General features: G+C 67.8%; 21 protein-coding genes. 10 read left to right on the top strand and 11 right to left on the bottom strand.

From position 1 onward, the window contains the following. Positions 1-31: 31 nt before the first annotated feature. Positions 32-1,378 (bottom strand): ROK family protein, encoded by a 1,347-nt coding sequence (locus A5759_RS19395; RefSeq protein ID WP_068200517.1) that lies wholly within the window; start codon positions 1,376-1,378, stop codon positions 32-34. Positions 1,379-1,568: 190 nt separating this feature from the next. Between A5759_RS19395 and A5759_RS19390 the strand changes: the two genes are divergently transcribed. Both A5759_RS19390 and A5759_RS19385 read left to right on the top strand, forming a co-directional pair. Further along, positions 1,569-2,327: an SDR family oxidoreductase gene (locus tag A5759_RS19390; protein ID WP_068200514.1), complete on the top strand. Its 759-nt coding sequence runs from the start codon at positions 1,569-1,571 to the stop codon at positions 2,325-2,327. An 89-nt stretch (positions 2,328-2,416) separates the two neighbouring features. Continuing rightward, on the top strand, positions 2,417-2,665 hold the full coding sequence (locus A5759_RS19385) for a hypothetical protein (protein ID WP_068200513.1): 249 nt from the start codon (positions 2,417-2,419) through the stop codon (positions 2,663-2,665). Between the two features lie 36 nt (positions 2,666-2,701). Here A5759_RS19385 and A5759_RS19380 read toward each other — a convergent pair whose 3' ends face one another. Both A5759_RS19380 and A5759_RS19375 read right to left on the bottom strand, forming a co-directional pair. Continuing rightward, entirely contained in the window at positions 2,702-3,994 is a 1,293-nt protein-coding gene (locus tag A5759_RS19380) for an Ig-like domain-containing protein (protein WP_068200511.1), read from the bottom strand. Between the two features lie 15 nt (positions 3,995-4,009). After that, complete coding sequence (locus tag A5759_RS19375; protein ID WP_068200509.1) at positions 4,010-5,065, bottom strand: UDP-N-acetylmuramate dehydrogenase; 1,056 nt, start codon at positions 5,063-5,065, stop codon at positions 4,010-4,012. A 26-nt stretch (positions 5,066-5,091) separates the two neighbouring features. Between A5759_RS19375 and A5759_RS19370 the strand changes: the two genes are divergently transcribed. The 4 genes from A5759_RS19370 (at position 5,092) to A5759_RS19355 (ending at position 8,226) form a co-directional block, all read left to right on the top strand. Then, positions 5,092-5,598 (top strand): DUF2505 domain-containing protein, encoded by a 507-nt coding sequence (locus A5759_RS19370; RefSeq protein ID WP_068200507.1) that lies wholly within the window; start codon positions 5,092-5,094, stop codon positions 5,596-5,598. Positions 5,599-5,670: 72 nt separating this feature from the next. Beyond that, on the top strand, positions 5,671-6,453 hold the full coding sequence (locus tag A5759_RS19365; RefSeq protein WP_068200505.1) for a methylase: 783 nt from the start codon (positions 5,671-5,673) through the stop codon (positions 6,451-6,453). A 61-nt stretch (positions 6,454-6,514) separates the two neighbouring features. Then, positions 6,515-7,330 carry a carbon-nitrogen hydrolase family protein gene (locus A5759_RS19360; protein WP_068200503.1) on the top strand — a complete coding sequence of 272 codons (816 nt, stop codon included), beginning with the start codon at positions 6,515-6,517 and terminating at the stop codon, positions 7,328-7,330. Then, a complete protein-coding gene (locus A5759_RS19355; RefSeq protein ID WP_068200501.1) occupies positions 7,327-8,226 on the top strand; it encodes a DUF2993 domain-containing protein in 900 nt (299 codons plus the stop codon). The genes A5759_RS19360 and A5759_RS19355 overlap by 4 nt, the downstream gene beginning before the upstream one ends. 3 nt (positions 8,227-8,229) lie before the next feature. On the opposite strand, the gene A5759_RS19350 is transcribed toward A5759_RS19355, so the two are convergent. After that, positions 8,230-9,705, bottom strand: a complete 1,476-nt coding sequence (locus A5759_RS19350) for a hypothetical protein (RefSeq protein WP_068200498.1) — start codon at positions 9,703-9,705, stop codon at positions 8,230-8,232. Positions 9,706-9,746: 41 nt separating this feature from the next. Next, a complete protein-coding gene (locus A5759_RS19345) occupies positions 9,747-11,384 on the bottom strand; it encodes a S53 family peptidase (RefSeq protein WP_231984697.1) in 1,638 nt (545 codons plus the stop codon). 5 nt (positions 11,385-11,389) lie between these two features. Here A5759_RS19345 and A5759_RS26590 point away from each other — a divergent pair, with 5 nt between their 5' ends. Beyond that, entirely contained in the window at positions 11,390-11,614 is a 225-nt protein-coding gene (locus tag A5759_RS26590; RefSeq protein WP_068200497.1) for a hypothetical protein, read from the top strand. 107 nt (positions 11,615-11,721) lie between these two features. On the opposite strand, the gene deoC is transcribed toward A5759_RS26590, so the two are convergent. The 6 genes from deoC to A5759_RS19310 form a co-directional block, all read right to left on the bottom strand. Further along, positions 11,722-12,414, bottom strand: a complete 693-nt coding sequence (gene deoC, locus A5759_RS19335) for a deoxyribose-phosphate aldolase (RefSeq protein ID WP_068200495.1) — start codon at positions 12,412-12,414, stop codon at positions 11,722-11,724. Beyond that, complete coding sequence (locus A5759_RS19330; RefSeq protein ID WP_082962201.1) at positions 12,414-12,842, bottom strand: DUF2599 domain-containing protein; 429 nt, start codon at positions 12,840-12,842, stop codon at positions 12,414-12,416. The genes deoC and A5759_RS19330 overlap by 1 nt, the downstream gene beginning before the upstream one ends. After that, a complete protein-coding gene (locus A5759_RS19325; protein ID WP_064351279.1) occupies positions 12,842-13,126 on the bottom strand; it encodes a DUF2516 family protein in 285 nt (94 codons plus the stop codon). The genes A5759_RS19330 and A5759_RS19325 overlap by 1 nt, the downstream gene beginning before the upstream one ends. A gap of 66 nt (positions 13,127-13,192) precedes the next feature. Further along, entirely contained in the window at positions 13,193-13,837 is a 645-nt protein-coding gene (locus A5759_RS19320; protein WP_068200492.1) for a heparin-binding hemagglutinin, read from the bottom strand. Positions 13,838-13,893: 56 nt separating this feature from the next. Continuing rightward, positions 13,894-14,322 (bottom strand): helix-turn-helix domain-containing protein, encoded by a 429-nt coding sequence (locus A5759_RS19315; RefSeq protein WP_064419938.1) that lies wholly within the window; start codon positions 14,320-14,322, stop codon positions 13,894-13,896. Positions 14,323-14,411: 89 nt separating this feature from the next. Further along, positions 14,412-15,782, bottom strand: coding sequence for a DUF445 domain-containing protein (locus A5759_RS19310; protein ID WP_197506128.1), 1,371 nt, complete (start codon positions 15,780-15,782; stop codon positions 14,412-14,414). A gap of 73 nt (positions 15,783-15,855) precedes the next feature. Between A5759_RS19310 and A5759_RS19305 the strand changes: the two genes are divergently transcribed. The 3 genes from A5759_RS19305 (at position 15,856) to A5759_RS19295 (ending at position 18,353) form a co-directional block, all read left to right on the top strand. Continuing rightward, complete coding sequence (locus A5759_RS19305; protein WP_068200487.1) at positions 15,856-16,566, top strand: TetR/AcrR family transcriptional regulator; 711 nt, start codon at positions 15,856-15,858, stop codon at positions 16,564-16,566. Continuing rightward, positions 16,563-17,417 carry a polyphosphate kinase 2 family protein gene (locus A5759_RS19300; RefSeq protein ID WP_068200485.1) on the top strand — a complete coding sequence of 285 codons (855 nt, stop codon included), beginning with the start codon at positions 16,563-16,565 and terminating at the stop codon, positions 17,415-17,417. The genes A5759_RS19305 and A5759_RS19300 overlap by 4 nt, the downstream gene beginning before the upstream one ends. 96 nt (positions 17,418-17,513) lie before the next feature. Next, positions 17,514-18,353, top strand: a complete 840-nt coding sequence (locus A5759_RS19295) for an endonuclease domain-containing protein (protein WP_068200484.1) — start codon at positions 17,514-17,516, stop codon at positions 18,351-18,353. The last annotated feature ends 3 nt before the right edge of the window (positions 18,354-18,356 follow it).

Below are 18,356 nucleotides of genomic sequence, written 5' to 3'. Positions count from 1 at the left end.
CATGTCTACACCGTCGGCCCGAAGCGCCCCGTTACGCAGGGACCTCGGGCCTGGCTTCGGGCACGCGCGGTTGCGCGCGACGCATGGCACCGATCGGGTCGGCGTACAACCCGCCCAACGACACCACCCCCGCGCCGGCCTCCTGAACCCGGTTGCCGAACACGGTGAGCCGGATCTCGCGGGCGGGCATCACCGATCGCTGCGCGAACGCGGCCTCCACGGTGGCCATGCCCTCGGGGTACTCGGTGAACGCCTGACCGCCGACGACGAGGTCGTCGGGGTTGAGCATGTCGCGCAGCAGGGCCACGGCCTCGCCCAACACACGCGCACGCTCGGCCAGCAGTTCCTGCGCCGGTTGGCTGCCCTGGCGCGCGGCCTTGAGCAGCGCCTGCATCGTCGAGCCTGGTCCCTCGAGCGGGATGATGCGTGCCTTGCGAGCGGCGATCAGCACCGCTTCGTCACTGACGGTCGACTCCAATTGGCCGGTGCCGCCGAGCAATTCGGAGTGTGCGGGCAGCGCGGCGATGGTGCCCGGACCGCTGGCCGGGGAGTGCACGCGCCCGCCGATGGACAGCGCATACCCGACGGTCTCGCGGGCATAGACGTACAGGCTCGTGCCCGCGGAGGCGAACAGCGTTTCCGGCCACGCGGTCGACGGTTGCCTGCGCGCCCCCAGCAGGAGTTCGGCGCCCGCCATCGCGTCGACGTGGGAGGCGACCGACACCGGCAGTCCGATCGCCTCGGCGAGCACCGGCCCGACCGGTGCGTCCCACCATCCGAGCCGCGGGTGGTCCAGGTATCCCGTCGTACTGTCGACGACACCGCCGGCGGCCACCCCGACCCACAACGGGCGTCGGCGGTGCCAGCGGCTCAGGTAGCGGCGGGCGCTGCCGGCCAGCGACGTCAGCGCCGCGGCCTGCGGGCCCCGCGGGGTTGGCATCTCCACCACGTCGAGGGTGCGGCCGAACAGGTCGGTGGCGACGATGCTGGTGGTCTTCGCGCCGATGTGGACGCCGAGCGTGAGGAAGGGCTCGTGGTTCACCTCGACAGGCACTCGGGGCCTGCCGATCGCGCCGGAGACCGCGAGGTCGGCGCGTTCCCGCAGCACACCGGCCTCCAGCAGCGCGGTGACCTGGCGGTTGACGGTCGCGATGCTCAGCCCGGTGACCCGCGCGATCGCGTCACGGGCGATTGGTCCGCGCAGGCGGGCCGCACTGAACACCGAGGCGGCGGCCGCGTCGGCGACCTTCAGTGACGGCGCGACGATCCGCGTGCGGGCCTGGCGGTGCCGACCGGTCACGGGCGTCAGCGTCTGCTTGGGGCGCTGCGCGCTGCGCACGGGGTTGTTCGCGGGGAGGGTGGTGACGGGAGTGCTCATCTGCTTGTCCTTGGGGAGAATTCGGCCGGCGGCGGTGTGCGGGCCACACCCGGCGATTCAGAAGGACAGCGATGTCGTCTTCGAAACAGTCAGGCGCGGCGAGGCGTGCGACAACAACAACACGCACGCCGCATACAGGCCTGACTGGACAACACGAGGTGAACTTAGCACGCCAACTAAGGTTGGGCAGATGACGACTTTCCAAGCCGACGGTCGTGTCGCGGTGGTCACCGGCGCAAGCGCCGGGATCGGTGAAGCGACCGCGAGAACCCTTGCAGCCCTTGGCTTTCATGTCGTCTGCGTGGCACGGCGTGAGGAGCCACTCAAGGCCCTGGCCGACGAAATCGGCGGCACCGCGATTGTGGCGGACGTCACATCCACCGAGGCGGTATCGGCGCTGGCGGCTGCACTGGACCGGGTGGATGTGCTGGTCAACAACGCCGGCGGGGCGCGCGGGCTCGATCCGGTCGCCGAGGCCGATGTCGAGCACTGGCGCTGGATGTGGGAGGTCAATGTGCTCGGCACGCTGCTGGTGACCCGCGCGCTGCTGCCGAAGCTGGTCGCGTCGGGCGACGGGCTGATCGTCACGGTCACCTCGATCGCGGCGGTGGAGATCTACGACAACGGCGGCGGCTACACCTCTGCCAAGCACGCGCAGGGCGTGCTGCACCGCACGCTGCGCAGCGAGTTGCTCGGAAAGCCGGTGCGACTCACCGAAGTTGCGCCCGGCATGGTGAAGACGGATTTCTCGCTCAACCGGTTCGAGGGCGACGAGGACCGCGCCGCGAAGGTGTACGAAGGCGTCACTCCACTGGTGGCCGAAGACATCGCCGAGATCATCGGCTTCGTCGCCAGCCGGCCGTCGCACGTCGATCTCGATCTGATCGTGGTCCGGCCGCGCGATCAGGTCAGCGGGTCCAGCGGATCGCGGTTCAACCGAAGGCTCTGAAGATCTGCTTTCTACGTTCGCGTCGATCATTGAGCCGCGGGACGTTATCTTCCACTCGAAATCAATTCAACTGGACAGGGTGGGATGACATGAAGAAGGCAATCGCGGTCGCTGCACTGGCGTTCGCGGGCTTGATGGGCGCAGCGGGAACGGCCCATGCCGTTGATTACCTGGAGACCGACGCGAACGGGCAGCCGTGGTTCTGGGCCACCGAGGCCGAATGCCAGTCGGACGCCCCCATCGTCTGGAACGATCCGAACTTCGACCGGGCCTACCCGTATTGGTTCTGCGCCCCGGGCGACGGCGGCTGGTATCTGTTCAGCACCGACGGTCAATAGGCGGGTCAGCCGCCGGGCGTGCTGACATTGTGAACGTCACCCGCCCGGACGGCCGCTCACCGGCTCGGGTGCGCCCGACGGCGTCGCGGGGGCGGTGCTCGGCAGGTCCGGAGCGTTCGCGTCCGACAGCGCCGACATCGATTTCCACTCCTCCCACGGCACGGCCCAATCCCAGATGTCGCCGTCGGCGTAGGACAACTGGATGCGCGTGCCGGTGACCTCGACGGGATCGCCGTAGATCGCGCTGTTGAAGTACTGCTGGGCGTCGGACTCCGACAGGTTGATACAGCCGTTGGTGACGTTGGAGTTGCCCTGCGAACCCAGGCTGGCCGGGTTGGCGTGGATGAACTCGCCGTTGTTGGAGATCCGCACGGCGAACCGTTCGCGGACGTTGGCGTAACCGGCCGCCGGGTTGGTCATGTAGAAGTCTTCGTACTTCTCGGTCACGACGTGGATGCCGCTGCGGGTGACGTTGCGGTCCAGGTCGCCTTCGCCGTAGCTACAGGGAAAGTCCATGATCACCGCGCCCGCCCCGTCGAGCACCTGGATGCGGTGCGACGACGCCTCGGCCCTGACCACCTGGCGGCGGCCGATCTCGAAGTGCAGCGAGATGTCCTGCGCGCCGTAGGCGCCGTCGCCGAACGGCACCCCGTAGAGCTTCGCGTCGACGTTCACCTTGGTGCCCGCCGGGTAGTACTCGCGGGTGCGGTAGTGCACGCGCGACCCGCCGACCTCGTCGGGCAGCCACGCCCAGCTGCCTTCCACCTGCGGATCGGTGGTGACCTTGAGCGCATTCTCGACGGCGGCCTTGTCGCTGATCGGTCCGTCGAACTGGATGATGACCGGCGCCGCCACCCCGACGACCTGACCGTCGCCCAGCTGGAAGCGGCCGCTCACCTGGGTGCTGGGGCTGATCGTGGAGAACGAGCCCTCGACAGGCGCCGCCTTGCCGTCGCGGCCGACGACCGAGCCTTTCCATGTGTACTGCACGCCGTAGCCGAGCGGTTCGGTGATCGTGAACTCGGTGCGGTCGCGGTTGAGCGCACCGGCGACGACCTTCCCGTCGAGGTTGGTCAACGAGACCCGCTGAAACCAACCGTCGGCGACCTGGACACCGACGGGCGCGGTCGGCGGGACGTCGGTCGCGGCGTTTGCCGGCGTGAAGTCCAGCGAGGGGGCTCCGGACGCTTCACCGTCCTGCGACGCCGCAGACCCGTCGTCCTTGGAGCCGCACGCGGCCAGCACGCCCGGCGCGACGACGCCGACCGCCAGTGCGGCCAGGGCGCGCCGCCGGTTGAACCCCGGCGGTAGGGGTTCTGCTGTACTCACGTGGATCGAGCGTACCTACAGCGAGCACCCGATCAGGACAGGCTCGGCTGTGAGCTCGATCCCGAATTTCGTTCGGACGCCGTCACGTACCGTCCTGGCCAGCGCGATCACGTCGGCGGTGGTGGCGCCGCCACGGTTGGTCAGCGCCAGCGCATGCTTGGTCGACAGCCGGGCGGCGGCACCTTCGCCCGGATGGCCTTTGCCGAAGCCGGCCTGCTCGACCAGCCACCCCGCGGCCAGTTTGACCCCGTCGGGGGCCGGATAGTTGGGCACCGGCCCGTCGACCGAGGCGCGGAGCCGATCGAACTCCGCGGTCGTGATGACGGGGTTGGTGAAGAACGAGCCCACGCTCCAGGTGTCGTGATCGTCGGCGTCGAGCACCATGCCCTTGCTCGCCCGCAGTGCCAGCACCGCCTCGCGAACCTCGAGCGGATCGGCGCGTGTGCCCTGTTCGGCGCCCAGCGCGGTGGCCAGTTCGCGGTAGCGCAGCGGCGCGCTGCGTCCGGCCGGGTCCAGCGCGAACTCCACCTCGAGCACGATCGCGTCGTGCGCGTATTTGAGGACGCTGGTGCGGTAGCCGAACCGCAGCGCGTCGGGTTGGACCCAGGCGTCTTCGCCGGTGCGACGGTCCAGCAGGCGCACCCGTCGGATGGTGTCGGCCACCTCGGCGCCGTACGCGCCGACGTTCTGTACCGGTGTGGCCCCGGCCGACCCCGGTATCCCCGACAGGCACTCCAGGCCACCCAGACCGTGCGCCAGCGACGTGACCACGACGTCGTCCCACACCGCACCGGCCTCGGCGCGCAGGACTTCACCGTCGACGGTGATCTCGGTGTTGGCGAGATGGATCACCGACAGGTCGGTCAGCTCGTCGGACAACACGACATTGGAGCCACCCGCCAGAACGAGCGCGTCGTCGCCGGGGCCGAGCGCGCGGACCACGTCGATGACCTTCTGCGTGGTGTCGCAAGTGATCAGCCGTCGCGCGACGGGTCCGACCCGCAGCGTGGTCAGCGGCGCAAGCGGCACCCGCTCCTCAACGGAGGCACCCCCTAGTTGCGAACCGACCACGGGCGGTAACGGTAGCCTGACCAGCTATGCCGCGCTCATTCGACATGGCCGCCGAGTACGGGGGAACCGTCGAGCAGGTCCACCGGGCGTTCGGCGACGAGCGGTACTGGCTCGCGCGGCTGACCGATTCCGGCGCCGACATGTACTCGCTGGACTCGATGGTCATCGACGATCCGGGCGGCATCGATGTCGTCACGACGCAGACGCTGCGCGCCGACCGGCTGCCCGGTGTGGTGACCCAGTTCCACCGCGGAGACCTGAGCTTTGTGCGCGAGGAGGCGTGGAGCCCGGTGCTCGACGGGAAGGCCACCGCGACGGTCAAGGGGTCGATTCCCGGGGCGCCGGCAAGTTTGTCGGGCACTGCGGTCCTGAGCCCGGCGGACAGCGGCTCGCGGCTGGAGTTCACCGTCGAGGTGGAGGTGCGAGTTCCGTTGGTGGGCGGGAAGATCGAAAACTTCATCGGCGGCCAGCTCGTCGACCTGCTCATCGCCGAACAACGCTTTACGACGCTGTGGATCGCCGAAAACGCTTGAGGCGCAACCTCAAGAGGTGGTGCCGCCGAGGGCGGTGACGCAGAACCGCCGGCGTGGCCATACACTCGGATCATGATCGGGCCCATCGGTCAGCTGACGCGGGGCACCACGGGCTACAACCGGCTGCGCCGCAGTGACCGCTGGCTCGTGCACGCGCCGCGGGTCCGCGCCGCCCTCGCGGCTGCCGAGGATCCGCTGGTCATCGATCTCGGTTACGGCGCCTTGCCAGTGACGACGCTCGAGCTCGCCGCACGGCTACAGGTGGTGCGTAACGACATTCGCGTCGTCGGCCTGGAGATCGATCCCGACCGCGTGCAAGCGGCGCAAGCGGCGAGGTCCCCCGCTGTGCAGTTCGGCCTCGGCGGTTTCGAATTGGCGGGGATGCGGCCGGTCCTGGTGCGGGCGTTCAACGTGTTGCGGCAGTACCCGGTCGAATCGGTTCACCATGCGTGGTCGACGATGCAGCGACAGTTGGCGCCGGGTGGCCTCATCGTCGACGGCACCTGCGACGAGGTCGGCCGAAGAGCCTGCTGGATCCTGCTGGACGCCGACGGGCCGCTGAGCCTGACGCTGGCCTGCGACCCGTTCGCGATCGAACGGCCGTCCGACCTGGCCGAGCGGCTGCCGAAGGCACTGATCCACCACAACGTCGACGGCCAGCCCGTGCACTCATTGCTGACCGCCGCCGACCGTGCGTGGGCCAGCGTCGCAGGCCACGGGGTGTTCGGTCCGCGGGTGCGGTGGCGCGCGATGCTGGAGTTGTTGCGCGACAGTGGTTTTCCTGTCGTGCCCGCGCGACGCCGGATGCGCGACGGAGTGCTCACCGTGCCCTGGCCGACCGTCGCGCCTGTCTGAGACTCGCCCCCGATACTCGTCCGAAATCGTCGTATCGGCGCAGCGCCGTAGGCTGGGCCGTATGCGGATTGCCCTCGCGCAGATCCTCAGCGGCACCGACCCGTCGGTGAACCTGGCGGTCGTGGAGGACTACACGCGCCGCGCCGCGGACGCAGGCGCGCGCATGGTGCTGTTTCCTGAGGCGACGATGTGCCGGTTCGGGGTGCCGCTCGCCCCGGTCGCCGAACCGCTCGACGGGCCGTGGGCCTCGGCCGTGCGGGCCATCGCCGAGCTGGCGGGCATCGTCGTCGTGGCGGGAATGTTCGTGCCTTCCGGTGACGGGCGCGTTCTCAACACGCTGATCGCCGCCGGCGACGGCATCGACGCGCACTACGAGAAGATCCACCTCTACGACGCGTTCGGGTTCAAGGAGTCCAAGACGGTCGCGCCCGGCCAGGAGCCGGTCCTGATCGAGGTCGACGGCGTGGGAGTCGGGCTGACGCTGTGCTACGACATCCGGTTTCCTGAGCTCTACGTCGAGCTGGCCGAACGTGGTGCGCAGCTGATCACCGTGCACGCCTCGTGGGGCAGCGGACCGGGCAAGCTCGACCAGTGGACGTTGCTGGCGAGGGCCCGCGCGATCGACACGACCGGCTTCGTCGCCGCCGTCGACCAGGGCTGTCCCGAACCCGACGTCGCCGCGCTCGGCCCGACCGGTGTGGGTGGCAGCCTGGTGGCGTCCCCGACCGGTGACGTGCTGGTCAGCGCCGGTGACGACCCGCAGTTGCTGGTGACCGACATCGACCTGGAGGACGGCCGCAACGTACGCGAGACGGTCGCGGTTCTGCGCAACCGCGCGGACTTCGCTCGTCGCGGTAAGGCAGAATCGCGCTCGTGACTGACCCGTGGGCCCGCCCGAACCAGCCGTCGCCGCAGCAGGGCCAGGTCCCCCCACCCCAGCAGGACCAGCCGCCTCCGCCGCCGCAGGGCCCGCCGCCGGGACCCCAGGGACCCAGTGAACCGGGCCAGAGCGAGCCGCCGCGCTCCGAGTCGAAACTCAGGAGCCTGTTGCGCGACCCCCTGTCGATCGTGTTGGTGGTCGTCATCGTGGTGGCCCTGGTGCTGGCGGGCGTGCTGGCCGGAGAACTGTACGCACGCAACCGCGCGAACGACGTCGTCGCGGGCGTCACGTCATGCGTCGTCGAAGACGAGGCCAGCGCATCGTTCGGCGTCATGCCGCCGTTCCTGATCCAGCACATGTCCGGCCACTACACGAACATCCACATCGAGACCGCTGGCAATCAGATCCGCGACGCCAAGGGTATGAAGGTCGAGTTGACGATCGAGGACGTCCGCCTCGAGGACACGGCCACCTCGGGCGGCACGGTCGGCTCGCTCGTCGCGGATATCAACTGGTCATCGGAGGGCATCCGGCAGACCATCTCCGATTCGATCCCACTCATCGGCGCATTCGTCAGCGGGGTCACGACCAACCCGTCCGACGACACGATCGAGTTGGAAGGTGCACTTGGCTCGATCAGGGCGCGGCCGACGGTCGCCGACGGCGGAATCTCGCTGCAGGTGATCGAGCTGACCGGCCTCGGCTTCACGCTGCCGCGCGAAGCTGTCCAGCCGGCGTTGGACGCGTTCACCTCCGAGCTGACGAAGAACTACCCGATGAACATCAAAGCCGATTCGGTGGAGGTCACCGATGACGGCGTGGTGAGCCGGTTCTCGACCCGCAACGCCGACATCCCGAAGGGTCAGCAGGATCCGTGCTTCGCTGAGCTGTGACCCTCAGTCGGTGACACCGGTCCAGCGGAAGCTGTTGACGTACTTGCCCATATCGATCGCCAGCTGCAGGTTCGCACCCGATGGATGCCCGGTGCCGAAGTCGGGGGTGAATTCGCGGTACGGGCCGATGGCCGAGGCCACCAGCGCGACATCGTTTTTGACCGCGACCATCACGATCAGCCGAAGCCGGGTGAAGCTGCCGCTGGCGTCCTGCGGATAGTCGTCGGCGACGACGCCGTAGCCTCGTTCGTAGCCGACCATCGCGTTGGGGACCTCGTATTCCGTTGTGGCGTCGGGGTAGTACTCCTCGATCAGGTCCTGGGCGACCTGCTTGGCGGTCCGGTTTTCGGCGGGCAGACCGAACAGCTCGAGCATGCCGGTGTCGCCGCCGGTGAAGTCGAGTTCGACCCCATCGGGAAGCAGGGTGGCCTCGTACGCGCTGCCGGGCCCCGGGTATTGGACGGAGAACGTCCCGTCGGCGGCATAGAAACGGGGGTTGGATTCGATGGGCTCGCCGATCGGTGGGCGTCCACAATCGGGCGGGCACACGATCTTCGGGATGTCGGGGGTGGTGAGCACGGCCGCCACGACACCGGCCGTCACCGCGATGGCGGCGCCCGCACCCAGCGTCGCAAGCACCCGCGCGCGGCCCATGCCTTCCTCGAGGCTCCGCACCGGTAGCTCCGGAGCCAGGGTCCGCTGTCCACTGCGCAGCGCAGCCAGTGCGACCGCGGCGATCACGACATGGACGATCAGGTGCACAATGTGCGGTACCGGGGCGTACTCGGTGACACCCATGACCATGTAGAGCACCAGCGTCACAACCACACTCGCGACGATCATCCTCTGCCGGCCCGCCCACAGCGCGATGCCGACGAGTCCGCCGAGCGTGAGCGCGGTCAGCGGCAGGGTCAACCCCTGGATACCGGCCTGCACCAGAAGCGCGCTGACCCAAAGGTCTTCGGCCCTGACGCCGGTCGCGAACTGTGGGGCCAGTCTGACCAAAGTCGCTGCCGACGTGAACACCACGGCGCTCAACGCGCCGACCGCGTAACCGTCGAGCGGCAGTCGACGCACGCCGCGGCGCAACCGCAGCACTGCCGGCGGGATCAGCATCGCGAGCGCACCGCCGACCGGTATCGCGGTGCCTATCAACAGCTTTTCGCGATCGAGCTCGCCGCCGCTGAGTGCGACGTCGTGAGACTCGGCCACGATGTTGCCGGTTATCAACGCCCACGCGGCGCCGAGTGCCGCAGCCAGCGCAGCGGTCAGCACCAACTGACGTGCCGGTACGTCGTGACCTGCCTGACGCAGATAGACGACGAACACCAGCGCCACACCGACCGCTCCGATCGCGATCAGCGGCGCCTGCCAACGCAGCACCGCGAACCCGACCAGCATCACCGCCAGCGCTGCCAGCGCCAGCCCGAACGTCGTCCTCGACGAAGCCGCCACATGCGGAAACAGGGTGCTCGTCAAGGGATCTCGCCACCGACGGCGGCGGCGTGGTGACGCTTCGGTCAACGCGACGTCTTCTGCAGGTAGAGAATGTTGCGGGCGAGGTTCTCGGTGTTAGGGGTGCCGAGGCCCGTCACCAGGTCGTACCCCGGTGACGCCAGATCGACCGCGTTGCCGCCCTTGGTCACATCCCGGAAGCCGGGCAGACGCGACCCGGAGGCCACCTGATACAGCACCGGATTGAAGTTTCCGACCTGCCGTCCACCGTTGGCCAGCAGGTACTGGTTCATCAGCACGGTGAGTGCCGCCCAGATCGGCGCCGATTGCGACGTACCGCCGCCGACCACCTCGCGCTCGCCGAAGATGAACCGCACACCGGTGAACGGATCGGCGACCGCGGAGACGTCGGGGAGCAGACGGCGGCGCTCGGTGTCACGCTCGACATCCAGTTTGTCCTGCCACGCCGGACGGGCGAACAGCTTCGCCACCCCGCCGCTACTGCCCTGCGACAGCGGGGAATCCACCCACGCGTGTTCGGCCAGCCACTGCCCGCGCGTACCGGTCGACAACGTGGTGCCTCCGACCGACGTCATCGTGGGAAGTGATGCGACCGCATCGACACCGATGTCGTCGGGGCCGGGCGGAGCCGACCATCGGTCTCCGCCTTTGCACTCCAGGCCCGCGGTGTCCCCGCTGGCGTCGAACGCCGTGGTGCCGCGTCGCTGGGCGGCCGTCAACGCCGCCTCGACCGGAGCCAGATCCGCCGCGGTGACGAACGCCTCGCATCCCCATCCGATCGACAGACTCCACACCGCTCCGGGGTAGTCGCGGTCGACCTGTTCGAACAGCCTCCCGAGCTTTTCGTATGTGCCGTCGCCCTCCACCGTCGGCCTGGCGTTGACCACGACAAGCCGTGCATCGGGTGCAATGGCGTGTGCCACTTGCAGATCCATCGCCGTCTCACCGTGCACCTCGGACGGCTTCCCGCCGACGATCTCGGGGATGAACCGGGGTAGTCCGGAGCTGTCGGCGAACAGGTCGAGGTCGTCTTGTTCGACGCTGTCGAACGCGAAGATGACGATTGTCGCGCCCTCACCGGTGAAACCGACGTCCGCCAACGGCGTCGCGTTGTACGCCGACAACAGTCCGTCGGGCGTCAGCCCGCCCTTGGGTACGTCAAGGGGAACGAAGTCGGGCCGCTTCATGCGGTACGGGGTGTAGCTCATCACCCGCCCGACCGCGGTGACGTCGCCGCGTACCTGCGGCGGTATCGCCGGCTGTTCGGGCGAGGCGTAGAACTCCTCCCCTTTGGCAGACCGGTAGTCGCGCAACGGAATCCCGAATGCCCGCGCGAGATCCCCGGCAGCGCCCTCGACGATCGCCCACCTGTCGCCGGGCCGCCAGCGCACCCAGAGGTCGCGGTCGCCCGCCCAGCCCATCAAGGCGGCCGGACGTTGCAGTCCGCTGAGCGTGACGGTGACTTGCGCGTCCGCCGAACGTGACGGACCCAGGTCGGTCGAGCTCGCCAGCAGCGCCGCATAGGGGCCGCTGATCACCGCCGGGGTGCGTGAGGCACACGCCCCCGACGCTGCGATCAGCAGCGCGGCGGTGAGGAGGGCCCAGGGCCGGTGGACCCCGCGCCTACTGGCCGTGAGGACCGCGGTGTCGTCCGGGCGTCGGACCGGGAGCCGGCGGCGCATGAACGGTGGGCGAGAACGGGTTCGGCTCATTGGGATCGATGCGCGGCGCCTTCTCCGTCGGCGTGGCGGGCGGAGGCGGCGCCGTGGTGGTGGTTGTGGTCGTCGTCGTGGTGGTCGACGTCTCCGGTGCCTTCTCCTCTTGCGAGGCGCAGCCGGCCGTGAACGCGCCCGTCGCCAGCACCGCGGTCACCCCCGCTCCGGCCAGCGCTCGGCGAAGCAAACCGCTTTGAGTCATCATGATCAGGTCCTATCCACGGTTTCCCGTGCGCAGAGTGCGGTGGTTCCAGCCGTCGGGGGCGGACGTCACTATACGGCAAATATCGGTGACCAACGTAAATTACTGGCGGCGGTCGGGTTTCGGAAAGCCCTCGAGTACCGCCCTGGTCCCCGACAGCCCCAACCGGGTGGCGCCTGCGTTCAGCATCGCAATCGCGGCATCGGCGGTCCGGATACCGCCACTGGCTTTGACCTGGGGACCCACCGTCGCCATCAGTTCCACTGCACGTAGCGACGCCCCGCCTGCGGGATGAAATCCCGTGGAGGTCTTGACGAAATCGGCACCCGCGTCCGCCGCGGCCCGGCAGGCGGCCAGCAGGGTCTGCTCATCGGCGAGCAGGAGCAGCGCGGCGGACTCGACGATCACTTTCAGCGTCGCGCGGGCACCGACTTCGGTACGCACGGCCTCGACGTCGGCGCGCACCGCCGCGAAGTCGCCGTCCAGCGCGGCTCCCACGTCGATCACCATGTCGATCTCGCCGGCGCCGTCTTCCACCGCGAGCCGTGCCTCACTGGCTTTGACCGCCGAAAGATGTTTGCCCGAAGGGAATCCGACGACCGCACACACCAGCTGCGACGGCGAACCGGACCGTCTGGCGACCGAAACCATCGACGGCGACACGCATACGGCGTAAGCGCCGAGCGCCGCAGCCTCCTGTGCGGCCGCGGCGACGTCGCCCTCGGTGGCTTCGGGTTTGAGCAGTGTGTGATCGACCAGTCCGGCGACCTCGTCGCGTAGGTAGGTGCGTGCCATCAGAACGGCTCTTCGGTACCGCCGGGGTTGCAGCCGGTTTCCACCATCTGCTCGTAGGGGACCTCGGGTCGCCACGGCTCGAGATTCCAACTGGTCTTGCCGGGTTGGTAGTACTCGGCGAATTCCCAGTGACAGACGAATTGGGGCCTCATGCCCGGGATATCCGCATCGGGTGCGAGCGCCAGCACCTCGGCCCAGGCCACCTCGCCCTGGGCCGAAGTGGCCAGCCCGGACGACTGCCTGCCTGCCGCGGTCGGGTACACGCGCAGACTCGACAAATCGCCCCACTTGGCCCATTCGACGTGATCGACGAACGGCGGGGCAGGCACCGTCGGGTTGGCAGGTGGATTCGCCGATGCCACGGGCGCCGCCAGCGCAGGCGCGGTGAGGCCGGCCGCCAGGACGACGACCGCAATGGTTCTGCGCACTATCGGGACTTCCCCTGGACCTCGAGCAGCTTGGGTCGGACGTCGACCAGGTAGACACCGGCCGCGACGGCTGCGATGGCGGGGCCCAGCACAGAACCCAAAACCAGCGCGAGCAGCCCTGCGACCCCGAGGATGACCAACCAGACCGGCTTGGTCAGCTTGTCGGCGGCCGGGTAGGCGTCCGGCCGTTGCATCGCCGCATGGACGAACGCGTACACCGTCGTCGCCAGCACGGCGATCTGCAAAAAGAAGAGGACGTAACCCACCAAGCCTTGGAGCTGCACGCATCAAGACTAAGCGGGTGACGTCCCCTCGGTCGACTTTGGGCCTTGCGACCCGCTGTCGAGTCCTTACTTCTGGGTGACCTTCTTGGCCGTCGCCTTCTTGGCCGGGGCCTTCTTGGCCGGCGTCTTCTTCGCCGGGCTCTTGGCCGGCGTCTTGGCAGGGGCCTTCTTAGCGGTGTTCTTCACCGGCGCGGCACCCTGGTCGGCTTTCTTCGGCAGCTCGACGCCGACCAGCTTGGCGGCGCGCTCACCGACGGCGCGCGTCTGCGCGGCCACGTTGCCCAGCGCCTCCTGGGTCAGCTCGACGGCCTGGTCGGTGTACCCCTCGACCCGGCCGGCGGCCTCGCTGAAGCCGGGCTGGCTGCGCAGGCGCTCGAGTGCGGCCTCACCGCGCTCGACGAGCTTGTTGTAGGTGGTCTGCGCGGCCTCGGCGTAGGTCTCGGCGAACTTGCGCAGCTCATCGGAGCTCAGACGGTCGCGCAGCTCACCGAACTGCGTCGGCAGGTCGTCCTGCAGTCGGTCGATCCGCGCACGGGTCTCCTCGACGCGGCTACGCGAGTCGGTACGGGCGTCGTCGGCGCGCTCACGAAGGGCGGCGACGATCTCGTTGACCCGCTCGAGGGCGAGGTCGGCGGCACCGACGGCGGCGAGCAACGGCGCCTTCAGGTCGTCGGGGGTGGGCTGGTTCTTGGCGGGAGTGTTCTTGGCCATGGTGTTCCTTTCTGAGGATGTGGTTCGGTTGCGTTCGTGTTCAGAAGCCGGAGTCTCTATTCAGTCGACGACTCCTGTTCTGTGTCGCTACCTGCCTCGTCAACCTCGGCCTCGTTCTGCTGACAGAACGACGTGTAGATGTCGAGCAGCACATGCTTTTGCCGCTCGGTGATCGCCGTGTCGTTGACGATGGCGTCGCGCACCTCGCTCTTCTCGCTGGGCTCGAGAATCCCGGCCCGCACGTAGAGCACCTCAGCCGACAACCGCAGCGCCTTGGCGATTTGGTTGAGCACGTCGGCAGAGGGTTTGCGCAATCCCCGCTCGATCTGGCTGAGGTAGGGATTGCTGACGCCGGCCTTCTCGGCCAACTGTCGTACGGATACCTGAGCGGCTTCGCGTTGCGTCCGGATGAACGTGCCGATGTCCTGGGCGGCGGTCTGCGCAGCGTTAGACACCACGACGGCAAGATTGTCATCCTGCGACATACGAAGCCCTCCGTGCCTCGGGTATCCAAAAAGCGACACCCCTACCGTACGACGCAGTGCTAACTTTTGCAAGCACTCGTTAGCGCAGGTCAGAATATAAGTTGGGCTACGGAATAGATGACCAGGCCCGCCAGCGCGCCCACCACGGTGCCGTTGATCCGGATGAATTGCAGGTCGCGTCCGACGTGGAGTTCGATACGGCGGCTGGCCTCGTCGGCGTCCCACCGCTCGATTGTTTCGGTGATGATCGCGGTGATTTCCACGCCGTACTGGGCGACCAGGTGCTGGGCCGCCCGGATGATCCAGTTGTCCACCTTGTCGCGCAGGTCGGCGTCGTCGCGCAGCGAGTCCCCGATCAGCATCACCGAGTCGGCGACCCGCGTGCGCAGCGTCGATGAGGGGTCGTCCACCGACTCGAACAAGATGCGCTTGGCCGCCGTCCATGCCGTCTCGGCCGCGCGCGTGACCTCGTCGCGGGCCATGACCTGTTCCTTGACGTTCTCGGCGCGCTCGATGGTGGCCCGATCGTGCTGGAGGTCGTCGGCGAACTCGAACAGGAAACGGGTCGCCGACCGCCGCAGCTCGTGGTCCGGGTTGCGGCGCACCTTGTCGGTGAAGTCCATCAACTCGCGGTGGATGCGGTCGCCGACGAGGTGGTCCACCCAGCGTGGGGACCAGGTGGGCGAGTCGCGTTCGATCACCCGGTCGATGACGGGCCCGGCGTTGAGCGACCACTGGAAGGCGCGGTCGGCGAGCAGTTGCAGCAGAGCTTCCTGCCGGTGTTCGGCCAGCAGCGTGGCCAGCACGCGACCGATGGGCGGACCCCACTGCGGTTCGGCGATGCGTTTGACGATCATCCGGTCGAGCACCTGCTGCACATCCTCGTCGCGCAGCATCTCCACCAGAACCCGCAGCACGGTGGCGGTTTCGGCGGCAACGCGTTCGGCGTGTGAGCGTTCGGAGAGCCACTTGCCCAGCCGGCCTGCCACTTCGGCGTTGCGCAGCTTCGCCGACACGACTTCAGGAGACAGGAAGTTCTCGCGAACGAAGGCGCCGAGCCCCTCGCCGAGCTGGTCCTTTTTGCGCTTGATGATCGCGGTGTGCGGGATCGGGATGCCGAGTGGGTGCTTGAACAGGGCGGTGACCGCGAACCAGTCCGCCAGGGCGCCGACCATGCCGGCCTCGGCGGCGGCGCGCACATAGCCCACCCAGTCCGGAGCGATACCAGCGGACTGGGCCCAGGTGCAGATGAGGAAGATGACCGAGGCGCCGACGAGAAAGCTCAGCGCGACGACCTTCATGCGCCGCAGCGAACGGCGGCGCTCCGCATCGGCTACGGAGTCGGCCCCGGCCAGGGACTCGGCAAAGCTTCTCCGCGGGGCGGGCGGAGCCGTCGGGGCGTGCCGTCCGGCGCTCGGTCTATGTGCCACTTCTCCATCATCCGCTACGACGCGCGGCAGCTCGGACCGACAACGCGAGGTGTCAAGATCGGCCGTACTATCGAGGGGAACTACGGAACGGATCACGGGGATAGTGGCACAACAGTCCGAGGCGATCGCGGTCAAGACAGACGGCCGCAAGCGGCGTTGGCACAAGCACAAGGTAGAGCGCCGCAACGAGCTGGTGGATGGCACCCTTGAGGCGATCCGCCGACTCGGTAGTGGCGTCAGTATGGACGAGATCGCGGCCGAGATCGGCGTCTCGAAGACGGTGCTGTACCGCTACTTCGTCGATAAGAACGACCTCACGACCGCGGTGATGATGCGGTTCGCGCAGACGACGCTGATCCCGAACATGGCCGCGGCGCTGTCGTCGAACCTGGACGGCTTTGAACTCACTCGCGAGGTGATCCGGGTCTACGTCGAAACGGTGGCGGCCGAACCCGAGCCCTATCAGTTCGTGATGGCGAACAACTCGGCGAGCAAGAGCCGCGCGGTCGCCACGTCCGAGCAGATCATCGCCCGCATGTTGGCGGTGATGCTGCGGCGCCGGATGCAGGAGGCCGGTATGGACACCGGCGGCGTCGAGCCGTGGGCGTACCACACGGTCGGCGGTGTTCAGCTTGCCACGCACTCGTGGATGTCCAACCGGCGCATGAGCTCCGACGAGCTGATCGACTACCTGACCATGCTGTCGTGGAATGCGTTGTGCGGCATCGTCGAAGTGGGCGGGTCACTCGAGGCGTTCCGCGGCCAACCACACCCGTCGCCGGTGCTTCCGCCCCCGACGCAAGACGATCAGTGAGCCCGGACCCGGTCACCTCGCCCATCGCCGACGCGGTGCGGTTTCGGACCGGCGACAAGGTGGCCGATCTGAACCCCTCGGCGACACCGGGTTTCGACGGCGCCAAAGCCGATGCGGCGCCGGTGCAAGCGGCCCGCAGCAATCGCCTCGCCGAGCTGCAGGAGATGCTCTACGCCAGTTCCAAAGGCCGTGACGACGCCCGCTCGGTCTTGCTCGTGCTGCAGGGCATGGATGCCGCGGGCAAGGGCGGTATCGTCAAACATGTTGTCGGAGCGGTCAACCCGATGGGCGTACGCTACACCGCATTTGGCAAACCGACACCGGAGGAGCTGGCGCACGACTTCCTGTGGCGGATCCGGCGCGCGTTGCCGCCGCCGGGACATATCGGCGTCTTCGACCGGTCGCATTACGAGGACGTGCTCATCGTTCGGGTGCACAACCTGGTGCCGCCGGAGGTCTGGGGTGCGCGCTACGACGAGATCAACGCGTTCGAGCGTGAACTCGTCGACGGTGGAACGACTCTGGTGAAGGTGGCGATGTTCATCTCGTTGGACGAGCAGAAGAAGCAGCTCCTCGAACGGCTCGACGACCCGACGAAATACTGGAAGTACAACCCCGGCGACATCGACGAGCGCCTCAAATGGCCCCAGTATCAGGAGGCCTACCAGGCGGTGCTGGACCGCACGTCGACGGACTATGCGCCGTGGCATGTGGTGCCCTGCGATCGCCGGTGGTACAGCCGGCTCGCCGTCACCGAACTGCTGATCGAAGCGCTCGAGGCCCTCGACTTGTCATACCCGTCTGCGGATTTCGACGTCGACGCGGAACGCAGGCGCCTGCTCGAGTCGTAGGCGCCGAGACTGCGGTTTCTGACGAATTTCGGCCGATTCCTCTCATAAACCGCAGTCTCGTGGAACCGGTATAGCGCTTTTCGCATCTAACTGGATATGGACCGTCTCATCGTGGGCAGCGACGCACTCGCAGCCGGCATCGTGACACGTCACGACCTACGCACCAACTACCTCAAGGTGCACCACAACATATACGCGCCGACAGGAATGGAACTCGACGCGCGTGTTCGAGCACATGCCGCATGGCTTTGGTCCCGCGGACAAGCGACTCTATTCGGCCATTCGGCCGCGGCGATGTTCGGAACTCGCTGGCTACCGCCCGACGGACCGGCGGAACTGGCACGAATACGGCATCGATCTCCGCGCGGAATCGTCATCTACAGTGGGACGCTCGCCGATGACGAGGTCTGCCTGCGAGGAAGTTTCGACTGTACGACACCCGCTCGCACGGCTTATGACCTAGGTCGGCGCGTGCCGGGGGATCTGGGGATCATGCGAATCGACGCCCTGCTCAACGCGACCGGGTGCACCGTCGCCGAAGTGCAGGGCATCGCGAACCGCTATCCCGGCGCACGGGGCATCCGTGAACTGCGCGCGACAATGGATCTCGTCGATGGCGGCGCGGAATCGCCGAAAGAGACCGAGCTTCGCCTGCTGCTCGTCCGTAATGGGTTGCCTCACCCGGCCACGCAGATTCGCGTTGGCAATCGCCGAATCGATATGGGCTGGTGCCAGTGGAAAGTGGGCGTCGAGTACGACGGAGTGCAGCATTGGACCAGTCCGGACATTCACGCCGGAGACATCGAACGGCTGGAGTTCTTGGCCGCGCAAGGCTGGCTTATCGTGCGGGTCAGCGCGCGTCACCTACGGTATCAACGAACCGAGATAGTGCGCCGGGTACGCGAGGCGCTCAGGAGCCGCGGCTGCCCCGTTTGATGG

The sequence above is a fragment of the Mycobacterium sp. 852014-52144_SCH5372336 genome (assembly GCF_001665615.1).
In the GTDB taxonomy this organism is placed as follows: domain Bacteria; phylum Actinomycetota; class Actinomycetes; order Mycobacteriales; family Mycobacteriaceae; genus Mycobacterium; species Mycobacterium neumannii_A.
This window is presented reverse-complemented; position numbering and strand designations above follow the sequence as displayed.